The 13,881-nt window shown below is 70.4% G+C and carries 7 protein-coding genes, 1 tRNA gene and 2 pseudogenes; 3 read left to right on the top strand and 7 right to left on the bottom strand.

Translation table 11 applies throughout. The annotated features are described in order from the left end of the window. Positions 1-118: 118 nt before the first annotated feature. The 5 genes and pseudogenes from ACH4S9_RS14200 to ACH4S9_RS14180 form a co-directional block, all read right to left on the bottom strand. Positions 119-1,036 (bottom strand): annotated as a pseudogene (locus ACH4S9_RS14200) (IS3 family transposase); the annotation flags it as partial. Positions 1,037-1,161: 125 nt separating this feature from the next. Beyond that, a pseudogene (locus ACH4S9_RS14195) lies at positions 1,162-2,272 on the bottom strand (integrase core domain-containing protein). Beyond that, entirely contained in the window at positions 2,184-2,447 is a 264-nt protein-coding gene (locus tag ACH4S9_RS14190; RefSeq protein WP_311729884.1) for a hypothetical protein, read from the bottom strand. Before ACH4S9_RS14190 ends, ACH4S9_RS14195 begins: the two are co-directional and overlap by 89 nt. A gap of 785 nt (positions 2,448-3,232) precedes the next feature. After that, positions 3,233-3,309 (bottom strand) — tRNA-Pro (locus ACH4S9_RS14185). A gap of 197 nt (positions 3,310-3,506) precedes the next feature. Next, a complete protein-coding gene (locus ACH4S9_RS14180) occupies positions 3,507-4,448 on the bottom strand; it encodes an alpha/beta hydrolase (protein WP_361189556.1) in 942 nt (313 codons plus the stop codon). 198 nt (positions 4,449-4,646) lie between these two features. Here ACH4S9_RS14180 and ACH4S9_RS14175 point away from each other — a divergent pair, with 198 nt between their 5' ends. Further along, positions 4,647-7,844: an amidohydrolase family protein gene (locus tag ACH4S9_RS14175; RefSeq protein ID WP_398371951.1), complete on the top strand. Its 3,198-nt coding sequence runs from the start codon at positions 4,647-4,649 to the stop codon at positions 7,842-7,844. Positions 7,845-7,988: 144 nt separating this feature from the next. Here ACH4S9_RS14175 and ACH4S9_RS14170 read toward each other — a convergent pair whose 3' ends face one another. Together ACH4S9_RS14170 and ACH4S9_RS14165 are read right to left on the bottom strand one after the other, a co-directional pair. Beyond that, positions 7,989-10,613: an ABC transporter permease/substrate binding protein gene (locus ACH4S9_RS14170; protein WP_398371949.1), complete on the bottom strand. Its 2,625-nt coding sequence runs from the start codon at positions 10,611-10,613 to the stop codon at positions 7,989-7,991. Further along, on the bottom strand, positions 10,606-11,805 hold the full coding sequence (locus tag ACH4S9_RS14165) for a glycine betaine/L-proline ABC transporter ATP-binding protein (protein WP_385351863.1): 1,200 nt from the start codon (positions 11,803-11,805) through the stop codon (positions 10,606-10,608). The genes ACH4S9_RS14170 and ACH4S9_RS14165 overlap by 8 nt, the downstream gene beginning before the upstream one ends. Positions 11,806-12,037: 232 nt before the next feature. On the opposite strand from ACH4S9_RS14165, the gene ACH4S9_RS14160 reads away from it, so the two are divergent. Beyond that, positions 12,038-12,949: a 5'-3' exonuclease gene (locus ACH4S9_RS14160; protein WP_358845565.1), complete on the top strand. Its 912-nt coding sequence runs from the start codon at positions 12,038-12,040 to the stop codon at positions 12,947-12,949. A 49-nt stretch (positions 12,950-12,998) separates the two neighbouring features. After that, entirely contained in the window at positions 12,999-13,880 is an 882-nt protein-coding gene (locus ACH4S9_RS14155; protein ID WP_311725317.1) for a siderophore-interacting protein, read from the top strand. The last annotated feature ends 1 nt before the right edge of the window (position 13,881 follow it).

Raw genomic sequence — 13,881 nt, 5'->3', positions numbered from 1 at the left:
GTCGCTTCCGTAGCGTCTCAGCTGAGGTCGGCCGTTGATACGTCTCCCAATGCCACGCATCTTCCACCAGTGCACGCTGGAGAAGTGAAGTTTCCCCGTGATCCCGGACACTCTTCTTCTATGCTGCGAGTACTTGGTCGTTGCGGAACCGCTGTAGCGTCTCGTGGGGTGTGAGATACCCGAAGAGAGGGTGCTTGCGTAGTCGGCGCCGGTTATAGAAGGTCTCGATGAAGGCGAAGGCCTCGGCGCGGGCGGTGGCCCGGTCGGGCCAGATCCGGGTACCGATCTCTTCCTTGAGTACAGCCCAGAAGCTCTCGGCGGCAGCGTTGTCAAAGCAGGAACCTGTCCGGCCGGTGCTCTGGCGAAGACCCAACGCGCTTATCTCGGCACGGAATTCAGCCGAGGTGTATTCGCTTCCGCGGTCGCTGTGGGTGATGCAGCCGGGTTCCAGGTTGCCCCGGCCGTGGGCCATCCGCAGAGCGTCGACCACCAGCTCGGCGCGATGGTGATCGGCCATCGCGTAGCCGACGACCTCGCGGGTGGCCAGGTCCAGCCAGCAGGCGAGGTACAGCCAGCCCTCACGCGTGGGCAGGTATGTGATGTCCTCGACCAGCCGTGTTCCTGGCCGGGCGGCAGTGAAATCACGGCCGATCAGGTCTGGGGCCGGCCGGGCCTGCTGGCCGGGGCGGGTCAACGAGCGGCGTCTTCGGCGCGTGACACCGGTGATCTGGCGTTCGCGCATGATCCGCTCCACCCGCTTGCGGTTGACCGGCCAGCCCAGCCGCCGCAGCGCGGCGTGCACGCGCGGGACACCGTAGGCACCCTTCGAGGCCAGGTGGATCACCATGATCTCGTGGGCCAGGGCCTCATCCGCGCGCACGCGTTCCTCTCGGGCCTCCTCAGCCTCCAGCCAGGCATAAAAAGAGGAACGGACTACGCCCAGGACACGGCACAGCAGGGTCACCGGATACGTGGCCTTCTCCGCAGCGATGAACCGGTAGACCTCGTTCACCGGCCGCTGTCCTGAGCGAAGAAGGCCGCGGCTTTTTTCAGGATCTCGATCGTCTTCTGCTGCTCGACGTTCTGCCTGCGCAGTCGCCTGAGCTCTTCGCGCTCCGCACTGGTCAGGTCACCCGCCCCTGAAGGGTGTCAATATCCCGATCAGGCCGCTGAGCTGGGCGTTTCTTGTGGATGGAGAAGTCGTTGGGGTGGCGTGGTGTGGTACTCGTTGAGCAGGCCGCCGAGTAGCTGCCGCCGTCGGACTACGGCAGCAGGCAGGGGGACGACGCTCGGGTGGTCGTCCGGGGCACGTAGATCGAGGCTGCGGTGGGCCCGTCCGGTGTTGTAGTGCTCGGCGTACGTGGTGAGGACAGCACTGAGGTGTCGTTCGCCGGTGATGAGGAGGCGGTCGGTGCACTCTGCGCGGGCTGTGCGTATCCATCGTTCGGCGAACGCGTTAAACCGGGGGCTTTGCGGCGGCGTCGGGATGACGGCTATGCCATTGCCGGCGAAGACGGTGTCGAATGCGGTGGTGAACTTGCTGTCCCGGTCGCGGATGAGGAACCGGAAGCACCCAGCCCTGTCCTCGAGGTCCATGAGCAGGTTGCGGGCGAGTTGGGTGACCCACGCGCCGGTGGGGTGGGCGGTGACGCCCAGGACATGGACGCGCCGGGTGGCGATCTCTATGACGAAGAAGACGTAGAGACGTCTGAGGAAGACGGTCTCCACATGCATGAAGTCGCAGGCGAGCAGCGTGTGGGCCTGAGCGCGGAGGAACGAGCGCCAGGTCTGCTGGGATGCTCGCTGCGGCGCGGGCGGTAGACCGGAGCGGCGCAGAACGCGCCGGACCGTAGCGGCGGCAACCCGATGACCAAGCCGACGCAGCTCACCCTGGATCCTGACATACCCCCAGGTCGGATTCTCCCTTGCCAGGCGCTGAATGAGCGCGACCGTCTCTTCCGGCAACGGTGGCCGACCGGGCCTGACCGGCGCTTGGTGCCACTTCCAGCGCACCAGACGGCGATGCCAGGTCAGCAGTGTGCCCGGGGTGACCAGCCGGTGGCGGCGGAAGGCGGATGGCAGGTGCCGTGCGAGAGCGGAGAGCACGGCACGATCGGCCCATGAGAGCCGCGGGCGCTCGATCTGTCGGCGCAGCAGCGACCTCATGGCGAAGCGTGAGGATCTCAGCGTTGTTCGCGGCGGTCGATCGGCTCAGCAAGAGGAGGCAGCCCAGCAGTCGGCAGAAGATCAGGTAGAGCAGTCGCAGACCCACGATCAGAGATCATGCCCATATTCGGGCCATCGCAAAGCCCCAGGTCAGCCGCCGTACGGCAGTAATGACACCCTTCACGGGTACGCCAGCGCAGACGCAGCCACAGGCCAACCAGCAGACAAACCTTGCCAGAGACAATCGAGACAATGGCCAGGACCACGGTTGCCGTATCCATCCAGTTCCCCTCACGAAAGGCCGGGCCACCACGACCCGGCACAAGTTGAGAGGCCCAACCCACCGTCACCGTGTAACCGCAACACCAGATTTATCGCAATACCCTGGCCAGCAGCTCGTCACTTCGCGCACCACCCTCCAGGCACGGCCCGGCCATCCCGCTGACCTTCCATCCCAAGGACGACCGGGCTGGAGCCTTGCCTCCCCCCTTTCGGAGACCCCTTCGCGGCCAGTCCAGCAGTCGCTTGGCACACTATTTCTGCGCCCCAACGCACCTGCCGACTGTCTCGCTACGGCGCTACAGAGCCCGATAGGGCGCTCACGCCCTGGGAGTGCCCCATCTGCCGGCGAACGCCAAGGGGCATTACCTCGCCTTGACACGGCAGGCACCTTGCGGCCGGGACACCCGAGCAACGGCTGCCTGCGGAAACACACCGACCGAGGCCCTCAGCCCACAGCTTCCCCCCTGTCGCATGGGGAGCACGAGATCGTGCTCCCACCTCGAAAGGGGGTCGAGAGCCGACAAGGGGTTCTTATACCTCTCGATGCAGAGAGCATCCGAATCGATCGGGTGATCTCGGGGGCCTGTGGTTGACGACGGCGCGTGGGGGCGCGGTACTGCGCTGTAGGTCTACCTGATCGGGTGACGGACGAATCGGGCACCGTTGACACGTCTGCGAGTTGGGAGCACGAGGGCTCCCAGAGGGCTCCCACTTGCTCCCAGCCCGGACATGGTTAAGGCCGCCTCCGCTACCCGCGGAAACGGCCTCCGACCTGCGATGATGCTGGTCGGGACGACAGGATTTGAACCTGCGACCCCTTGACCCCCAGTCAAGTGCGCTACCAAACTGCGCCACGTCCCGGTGCTTGTCCGGCTTGGGCTTTGCCCTGGCCGGTCGCGCAAGAGAACAATACCGCACTTCAGGGGGTGGTCGCTGCCACCTTTCAGCGGGGTCAGGCGAGGCGGGGCGGGCGCGCTGGTTACGCTCGGTTGATGGAGGGTGGCAGGGCGTCCGTGGTCCGGTTGCTCGTTCGTTTGGGTGGGGGCGGGCGGGTGGGGTCAGGTGTGGGTGGTCAGCCAGGTCAGCAGGTCTTGCTGGACCTCGTCGCGGTTGGTCTCGTTGAGGATCTCGTGGCGGGCGCCGGGGTAGCCCTTCCAGGTGAGGTCGTGGGTGCCGAGGTAGCGGAAGTCCTCGAGTAGTTCATGGACCAGCGTCATCCGCTGGTTGCACGGGTCCTCGGTGCCCACGGCGATGTGGACCGGCAGCCGGGTCGGGGTGCGGGCCTGGTTGCGGGGGTTGTTGATCTTGCGGACGGCGCGGACCCAGTCGAGGGACAGACCCGCACTGAAGGCGAAGCCGCATCGCTCGTCCGCCGCGTAGGCGGCGACCTCGGCGGGGTCGCGGGAGAGCCATTCGTAGCCGGTGCGGGATTCGTAGGGGTCGTTGAAGGAGGCGAAGAGCTGGGGGGTGAAGCCGGACGGGGCGGTGCGGCCGACTGCGGCGATTTCGGCCTCGAGGCGGGTGATGGCCGCGTCGGTGTCGGTCGCGGGCAGTGAGCGGAAGGTGCCGGAGAGGATCAGGCCGGACAGGTCGTCGCCGTACTCCTGGGCGCAGTCGCGGGCGAGCATCGAGCCCATGCTGTGGCCCAGCAGGAACAGTGGTGCCCCGGGGAGCTCCCTGCGGGCGCGGTCGCCGACGGCCCGCAGGTCGGTGACGATGGCGCGCCAGGCGTCGCCCTGCTCGCCCGCGACGCCGAGGCCGCCCGTGGAGGCGGCGGTCGCGCCGTGGCCGCGGTGGTCCGAGGCGACCACGGCGTAGCCGTGGGTGCACAGATGGCGGGCGAAGCGGTCGTAGCGCTGTGCGTGTTCCGCGGCGCCATGGGCGATCTGGACGATCGCGCGCGGGCTGCCGGTCTCCGGGAGCCAGGTGTAGGTGGCCAGACGTACGCCGTCCGGGGTGGGGAGGTGGTCGCTGCGGTGGGTCACGCCGTCCCTCGGCATGTCGTCTCCTCTCCCGCGCCAGGCGGTTCCTGTGCCAGGCGATCGTTCTCTTCTCTTGCCTCGCACCTGTGTGCCTCAAGCGTTGGCGCCTTGAGTCACGAGTGTTGACCCGGGGCCGTTGGGCTGTGAAACGATCAAGCGCTGCACGCACCACTGCTTACTCCTGCTCTGCACAACTCTCGTGTTCCAGGAGGACCGTTGGACACCGCAGACACTCCCGTCACAGCCGAGCCCCTCTCCCGTCGCCGGTTCCTACAGGCCGCCGCGGGCACCGCCGCCGTGGCCGGGGCGGCGGCCGGGCTGCCCGCGCAGGCCGCTGTCGCCCAGGGGCGGCAGGCCGCGCTCACCTTGTCGTTCACCGGGGCCACCAACGGCGCCGCGACGCTCTCCCCCTCCGGCGACCGCCTGGTCGCCGAGGTTCAGAACGTGCTGTGGTCCCTCCCCCGGAAGGGCGGCGCCGCCACCGCCCTCACCCCGCCGGATCTGGAGCCGACCCGGCCCGTGTTCTCCCCCGACGGGAAGCTGCTGGCCGTCTGCGCGTACCGGGGTGGTGGCTTCCATCTGTGGACGCTGCGCCCGGACGGCTCGGATGTGCGTCAGCGCACGGACGGGCCCTGGGACGACCGGGGCCCGGCCTGGTCGCCGGACGGTACGCGGATCGCGTTCGCCTCCGAGCGCGGCGGCGATCCGGTGGCGGGCAGCCCGTACCGGGTGTGGGTGCTGGAGGTGGCGTCCGGGGAGCTCACCCGGCTGACCGGGGTGCCGGGCCAGGACGGGCCGCTTCAGGACGGCGCCTGGGAGGACTTCGACCCCGCCTGGTCCCCCGACGGGGAGCAGGTGATCTTCGTGCGCGGACGGCTCGCCGGGACCGCGCTGGACGCCCGTACGGTGGCCTCGGTGCGCGCCGACGGCACCGGGCCGGTGGCGGTGGAGCACACCGAGACGGCCGCCGGCGTCCAGTTGCTCGCGCCCTCGGTGTCCCCCGGCGGCGCCCTGGCCTATCTGCGCACCACCCCCGCGCCCGACGCCTCGTGCACGCTGGTCGTGGACGGCGTGGCCGTGCCGGTGGCCGGCGATGTGCAGCCGGTGCCGCCGCGCTGGACCGCCGACGAGGAGCTGCTGCTCACCGTGGGCGGGCGGTTCCGGCTGGTGCGGCCCGAGGCTCCCGGCGCGGGCGAGGAGATACCGTTCGAGGCCGCCATGTCCGTCGACCGGCCGCGCTATCGGGTCAAGCGGTACGACTTCGACAGCGGCGGCGGGGCGCGGCCGGTGCGCGGGGTGCATCTGCCCGCGCTGTCCCCCGACGGGCGCAAGGTGGCCTTCGCCGCGCTGAACTCCCTGTGGGTCGCGGACACCGCCGGCGGCCGCCCGCCGCGCCGGATCGTGCGTGCCTCGCCCACCCGCTATCTGCTGGCGCCGACATGGACGCCCGACGGGCGGGCGCTGGTCTACGCGGACGACCGCGACGGGCTGCTCGCCGTACGCCGCCGGGAGCTGGCCACCGGCGAGGAGACCGAGCTGGCCTCCGGGGGCCGGGTGCACCCCGCGTTGTCCCCCGCGGGCGACCGCCTCGCCTGTGTCGACATGTCGGGAAACCTGGTCGTGCGGGATCTGGCCACGGGCACCGAGCGCACGCTGGCCGCGCCGCTCGGCGGCGGCGGGCTGCCCGGCAGACCGAGCTGGTCGCCCGATGGTCGCTTTGTCGCCTATTGCGACCGCAACCGGCTGAACCAGCGGTTCCGCGAGGGCTACAACCTCATCCGGGTGGTGGACGCGGGCAGCGGCGCGGCCAGGCTGTACGCCCTGGCGCCGCACACCTCGCTCTCCGACCGCTATGACTCCGGCCCCGTATGGTCCCCCGACGGCCGCCATCTCGCCGTGATCGCCGAGTCCGCCCTGTGGCTGCTGCCCGTACGGCCCGACGGCACCCCGGACGGCGAGCCGCGCCGGCTGACCGAGGAGAGCGCCGACCACCCCTCCTGGTCGGGCGATTCGCGCTCCATCCTGTACCTGTCCGCGGGCAAGCTGCGGCTGCTGGACGTGGCCGCCGGCACGGCCCGTACCGTGCGTGTCCCGCTCGACCACCGGCGCCCGCGCCCCGCCGACACCGTCGTCCACGCCGGGAGGTTCTGGGACGGCACCGGGGACGACTCCACGGTCCGCGAGGACGTCGACATCGTGGTGCGCGGCGGGCGCGTCACCGCCGTCGAGCCGCACCGTGCCGGGCGGCCGGCGAAGCGCCGCGTGGACGCCTCCGGCCGCACCGTCCTGCCCGGTCTCTGGGATGCCCATACGCATCCCTGGCAGTACACCTACGGTGCCCGGCAGACCATGCTCCAGCTCGCCTACGGCATCACCACCGCCGTCTCCCTCGGCGGCTTCGCGTACGAGCAGGCGCGGCTGCGCGAGGCCATCGCGGCGGGCGCGCTGGCCGGGCCCCGGCTGCTGGCGACCGGGGAGCTGCTGGACGGGCCGCGCGTCGCGTACAGCATGGGCCGGGCGCACCGCACCCGGGAGGGGCTGCGCCGCTCGCTGGAGCGCGGCGCGGCGCTCGACTGGGACTTCGTCAAGACGTACGTGCGAGCGCCCGGCTGGATCATGGAAGAGGCCGCCCGGTTCGCCCACGACCGGCTCGGGGTGCGCAGCGGCAGCCATCTGTGCTCGCCCGGCGTGCAGCTCGGGCAGGATCTGACCACCCATCTCCAGGCCACGCAGCGCCTGGAGTACGGGCACGCCACGACGGCGACCGGGCGGTCCTTCCAGGACGTGACGGAGATATACACCGCCACGGACTTCCGGCTGATCGCCACGCCGTTCACCGCCTCGCCGCTGGTGGGGGCCGACCCCTCGCTGGCCGAGGACGAGCGGGTCACCCGGCTCATGCCGCCGTGGGACACCGCCATGGTGCGGCAGCTCGCCGGGACCCCGCCCACCGCAACCCAGCTCGCCACCCTCCGCACCGAGATCGGCGTCTACCGGCAGATCCTCGCCGGAGGCGGTCTCGTCGCCCTGGGCACGGACGCGCCGCTGGTGGCGGTCGGACTCCATCTGCACCTGGGGCTGCGGGCGCTGCACCGGTACGGGCTCTCGGCCGCGGAGGCGCTGCGCACCGCGACCCTGCTGCCCGCGCGGGCGTTCGGCGCGGACCGGGACCTCGGCACCCTGGAGGTGGGGAAGCTGGCGGACCTGACGGTCGTGGACGGCGATCCCTTCACCGACTTCGACTCCCTGGTGCGCACGGTGTCGGTGCTGCGCGGCGGGGTGCCGTACGAGCGGGACGACCTCGTCCGGGCCTTCCCGGAGGGAGGCCGGGCGCGGCACGGGAAGTCGGCCGAGCACTGGCTGGAAGTGGGGCGGCTGCTGCGGCGGGACACCTGCTGCGACGCGGAGGGGTGAGGGCGCGTACGGGCGGGGTCCTCGGGGTGCGCTCCGGCGCGTAGGGGCCCGCCTGTGCGCCGTCCGAAAGACCGCCGCCGCGGCCGGAGCGAAGCGCTCCGGCCGCGGCGGCGGTTAATGCTTCCGGCTGCTGCCGGTGGGCTGTCAGGAGCTCACCGGGGCCATCTTGTCGACGATGCCGGGGTTGGCGTCGATCCACTTCTGGACGCCCTGCTCGGTGTTGCCCTTGCCGGCGTCCTGAACGGCCTGCTCCAGGCTCGCCAGCTCCTGCTCGGTCATGTGCCAGTTCTTCAGCCACCCGTAGAACTCGGGGTACTTCTTCGGGAAGGACTTGTGGCCCAGCGAGCGGATCTCGTTGTTGGCCCCGAACGCCTGCTTCGGGTCGGCCAGCTTGGTCAGCTGGTACTTGCTGTACGCCCAGTGCGGGGTCCACAGCACGACGGCGACGGGCTCCTTCTTGGCGTACGAGCGCTGAAGCTGGGCGAGCATGGCCGGGGAGGCGTTGTTGGTGACCTCGTACTCCTTGTCCAGGCCGTACTCCTTGAGCACCTTGCTCTTGAGCAGCTGCATCTCGCCGGTGCCCGGCTCTATGCCGATGATCTTGCCCTTGAACATCCCGGACTTGCCCTTGAGGTCCGCCAGGGACTTGACGTCCTTGACGTACGAGGGCACCGCGATCTCGAGCGAGGTCTTGTCGTACCACGCCCCGATGTCGACGAGGTCCTTCTTGTACCGGTCCCAGTACTGCTTCTGGGCGATCGGCAGCCAGCCGTCGAATTCGACGTCGATCTGCCCGGCGCTCATGCCGGTGAACATGGAGCCCACGTCGTACTGCTTGATCGACGGCTTGTAGCCGCGCTTCTCCAGGACGTTCTTCCACAGGTAGGTGGTGGCGACGTCCTCGTCCCAGGGGAAGTAGCCGATCTGCGGCGCGGCGCCGGCCTGCTTGCCCTTCTTGGCGGCGCCGGTGTCGCCCGCGGGGGCGAGCTTGTCGACGACGCCGGGGTTCTTCTTCAGCCAGGCGCGTACGCCGTCCTGCTGCTTGCCCTTGCCCGCGTCCCGGATGGCCGCCTCGAGGCTCGTGAGCTGCTTCTCGGAGAGCTTGAAGTCCTTCATCCACTGGGCGATCTGCGGCTCCTTCTGGGAGAAGCCCTTGCGCCCGATGGCGTGGATGCCGTCGCCCTTGCCGAAGGCGCCCTTGGGGTCCGCGAGCTTGGTGAGCTTGTACTTGCTGTACGCCCAGTGCGGGGACCACAGGGTGACCGCCACCGGCTCCTTCTTGGCGTAGGAGCGCTCCAGCTGGGAGAGCATGGCGTTGGTGGAGGCCTTGACCAGCGTGTACTCGCCGTTCAGGTCGTAGCCCGGGAGGACATCGTTCTTCATGATCTTCATCTCGCCGGCGCCCGGCTCAATGCCGATGATCTTGCCCTTGAAGGTGCCGGCCTTGCCCTTGAGGTCATCCAGGGTCTTGACGCCCTTGACGTACGAGGGCACCGCGACCTCCAGGGAGGTCTTGTCGTACCAGGTGCCGAGGTCCTCCAGCTGATCCTTGTACTGCTTCCAGTACGAGGCGTGGGTGGCGGGCAGCCAGGCGTCGGTCTGCATGTCCACGTCACCGGCGGCCATGCCGGTGAACAGCGTGCCGATGTCATACGTCTGAAGCTGCGGCTTGAAACCTCGCTGCTCCAGGATTTCCTTCCACAGGTAAGTGGAGGCGACGCCCTCGTCCCAGTTGATGTAGCCGAGCTTGACCGTGCGGCCCTTGCCGATGTCGGCGGTGACCTTCTGGCCGCTGTCGTCGCCGCCGAAGATGTTCAGCCCGCCCGCGACGAGCGCGAGGACGACAACGCCGACCATCGCGACCGAGGTCGCGGGGCGCCACTGGAGCACCTTCAGGCCGCCCACGGCGTTTGCGGCCTGCTTGGCCAGGGCCCGCCGGCCGAGCGGCGAGACGCGCTGGTTGAGGGCGCCCGTCATCCGGTCCAGATACATGGCGAGGATGACCACCGCGATGCCACCCTCGAAGCCGAGGGCCACGTCGACCGAGCTGATCGCCTCGAAGACGGAGGAGCCGAGGCCGCCGCCGCCGACCATGCCCGCGATGACGACCATGGACAGCGCGAGCATGATGGCCTGGTTGACGCCCGCCATGATCGTGGGCAGGGCGAGCGGCAGCTGCACCCGGAGCAGGGTGCGGCGCGGGGTGGTGCCGAAGGCCTCGGCGGCCTCGACGAGCTCCGCGTCGACCTGGCGGATGCCCAGCTCGGTCATCCGTACGCCCGGCGGCATGGAGAAGACGATGGTCGCGATGATGCCCGGGACCACGCCGACACCGAAGAAGAAGATGCCGGGGATGAGGTAGACGAAGGCGGGCATCGTCTGCATGAAGTCCAGCACCGGACGGAGCACGGCGCTCACCGCGCGGTTGCGCGAGGCCCAGATGCCCAGCGGTACCGCGAGCACGACCGTGATCACACCGGCGACCAGCACCAGCGACAGCGTCTCCATCGCCTCGTCCCACTGCTGGATCGAGTCGATGAGCGCGAAGCCGGCGAAGGCGAGGACGGCGGGCACCAGGCCGCGCAGCCACCAGGCGAGCACCGCGAGGATGCCCGCGAGGAGCAGGGGGGCGGGGGCGGCGAGCACATCGTGCACGCCGTCGTACATCCCCTGGACGACCTTGGCGATGAAGTCGAAGAGCCAGGCGAAGTTGTCGCGGAGGAAGTCGACGCCGGACTGGATCCAGCTTCCGAGTTCGAGCCTAGGCACCGGCGATCACCTTGCCCTCGGGGGCCTCGGGGGAGCCGGAAGACTTCGACACCCCGGCGGCCAGGATCTTCGGCGCGTCACCGGCGTCGGTCGCCCCGTCCGTCCCGGTGTCGTCCGGTCCGCTCTCCGGCTCGCCGAGCACGGCGAGCAGCCGGGCGCGGGGGACGACGCCGATGAGCGAGCCGTCGTCCTCGTCGGTCACCGCGACCGCGACACCGCTGCGCGAGCAGGGGGTGAACAGCTCGACGATCGGGGTGTCCGGGGTGACGATCGCCGGGGCGGCCTCCAGGACGTCGCTCTCGGTGCGCAGCACCGCGCCGTCCGGGGTCGTGGTGCCCAGCGCCTCCTCGGGGTCGGCCATGATCGCGCCGGCGGTGAGCACCCGGGCGCGGTCGACATCCTGGGTGAAGGAGGCGACATAGTCGTTGGCCGGGGTGACCAGGATGTCCTCGGCTGTGCCGATCTGGACGATCCGGCCGTCGCGCATGACGGCGATGCGGTCGCCGAGGCGCATGGCCTCGTTGAGGTCGTGGGTGATGAAGATGATGGTCTTCTTCAGCCGCTTCTGGAGCTCCAGCAGCTGGTCCTGCATATCGCGGCGGATCAGCGGGTCGAGCGCGCTGAAGGACTCGTCCATCAGCAGCAGGTCGGCGTCGGTGGCCAGGGCGCGGGCCAGGCCCACGCGCTGCTGCATACCGCCGGAGAGCTCGTCGGGCCAGGACTTCTCCCAGCCGGCGAGGCCGACGAGGCCGAGCGCCTCGGCGGCGCGCCGCTCGCGCTCGGCGCGCGCGATGCCCTGCACCTCCAGGCCGTACGCGGCGTTCTCCAGGACGCTGCGGTGCGGGAAGAGGGCGAAGTGCTGGAAGACCATGCTGATCTTGTGAGAGCGCACCTCGCGGAGCTCGCGCGGGGCCAGGGCCGTCAGGTCCTGGTCGTCGTAGAGGACGCGTCCGGCGGTCGGCTCCAGCAGTCCGTTGAGCATGCGCAGCAGCGTGGACTTGCCGGATCCGGACAGACCCATGACGACGAATATCTGGCCCGCCTCGACAGCGAAGGACGCGTCGATGACCGCCGCGGTCGTGCCGTTCGCACGCAGCTCGTCACGGTCCGTTCCGCCCTCGAGCTTCGCCACCGCCTCATCGGGTCGTCTGCCGAACACCTTGAACAGGTGCTCGGCTTGCAGCCTGGACACATATACCTCTCGGGGTCGTACCAAGAACGACCCGCCACCCCCGCGGACAGGTCGTGGAGCGGGCGGCATCTGACCGCTTGCCCGTTGCAATAGTTTCCTTACCTAACGGGTCCGCTCCGGCAGCGCGCCTGCCCTGAACCGTTTGGCGTAAACCAATCGGTGACCCACGTCACATATCCGGGGTGGGAGTGTCGGTGGGGTGCGGCATCATCGAGGCGTGACCCGACGCCTGATGCTCCTCGACACCTCGTCCCTGTACTTTCGCGCCTTTTTCGGGGTGCCGGACTCCGTCCGGGCCCCCGACGGCACCCCGGTGAACGCCGTGCGCGGGCTGCTCGACTTCATCGCCCGGCTGGTCCAGGACCACCACCCCGACGACCTCGTGGCCTGCATGGACTTCGACTGGCGCCCGCAGTGGCGGGTCGACCTGATCCCCTCGTACAAGGCGCACCGGGTGGCCGAGGAGGCCCCGGAGGGGGGCGGGGTGGACCAGGAGGAGGTGCCCGACACCCTCTCGCCGCAGGTCCCGGTGATCGACGAGGTGCTGGACGCGGTGGGGATCGCCCGGGTGGGCGCCGCGGGCTACGAGGCCGACGACGTCATCGGCACGCTCGCGGGCCGGGCGACGGGCCCGGTCGACATCGTCACCGGCGACCGGGATCTGTTCCAGCTCGTCGACGACGGGCGCGCGGCGCGGGTGCTCTACCCGGTCAAGGGGGTGGGCACGCTCCAGGTCTTCGACGAGGCGGCGCTGCGCGAGAAGTACGGCGTGGGCGGCGCGGGGTACGCGGATCTGGCGCTGCTGCGCGGCGACACCAGCGACGGGCTGCCGGGCGTCCCGGGGATCGGCGAGAAGACCGCGGCCAAGCTCCTCGCCGCATACGGCGACCTGGCCGGGATCATGGCCGCGGCCGCCGACCCCGCGTCCAAGATCACCCCGGCGCAGCGCAGGCGGCTGGCGGAGGCGCGGGAGTACGTGGCGGTCGCGCCGAAGGTGGTGCGGGTGGCCTCGGACGTCCCGCTGCCGGCCTTCGACCCGGCGCTGCCGCGGGCGCCGCGGGACGAGCGGGCGCTGGAGGCGCTGGCGGAGCGGTGGGGGCTCGGCGGATCGCTGCGCCGGCTGCTCTCCACTCTTGAAGGGTGAGGTGTTAGGTTAGGTCACCCTAACTCGTTTGTGGATCAGGGAGGTGGCCGTGGCAGAGCGTCCTGCCCGCAAGACCCCGCAGCTCAACCGGGCGCGGGTGGCCCGCACCGAGCGGCTGACGCCCCACATGACGCGGGTGGTGCTGAGCGGCGGCAGCCTGGCCGGCTTCGCCGCCGGCGAGTGCACCGACCACTACGTCAAGCTGCTCTTCCCGGCCGAGGGCGTCACTTACCCCGAGCCGTTCGACCTGGCGCGGGTCCGCGCCGAGTTCCCGCGCGACCAGTGGCCGCGCACCCGTACGTACACCGTGCGCGCCTGGGACCCCGCGGCCCAGGAGCTGACCCTGGACTTTGTGATCCACGGGGACGAGGGCCTGGCCGGGCCGTGGGCCGCGCGCGCCGAGCCGGGCGAGGAGGTCCTCTTCCTCGGCCCCGGCGGGGCGTACGCGCCGAGCCCGGAGGCCGACTGGCATCTGCTCGTGGGCGACGAGAGCGCGCTGCCCGCGATCGCCGTCGCGCTGGAGCGGCTCGCCGACGGGCCGGCGGGCGCGCTGGTGCACGCCCTGATCGAGGTGGCCGGGCCGGAGGAGGAGCTCAAGCTGAGCGTGCCGGACGGGGCGCGGGTCAGCTGGCTGCACCGGGGCGGCGGGCGGGGCGGTGAGTCGCTGGTGGCGGCCGTCCGCGCGCTGGACTTCCCGTCCGGCCGGCTGCACGCGTTCGTCCACGGCGAGGCGGGATTCGTGAAGGAGGTCCGCCGCTATCTGCGGATCGAGCGGGAGATCCCGCGCGAGTGGCTGTCGATCTCCGGCTACTGGCGCCGCGGCCATGACGAGGACGGCTGGCAGGCGTCGAAGCGGGAGTGGAACCAGCGGATAGAGGCGGAAGAAGGCGCCGCGGACGCCGCGGGAGCCACCGGCGCCGCGGCGGCCTGAG

It is taken from the genome of Streptomyces sp. NPDC021225 (assembly GCF_044332865.1).
In the GTDB taxonomy this organism is placed as follows: Bacteria; Actinomycetota; Actinomycetes; order Streptomycetales; family Streptomycetaceae; genus Streptomyces.
This window is presented reverse-complemented; position numbering and strand designations above follow the sequence as displayed.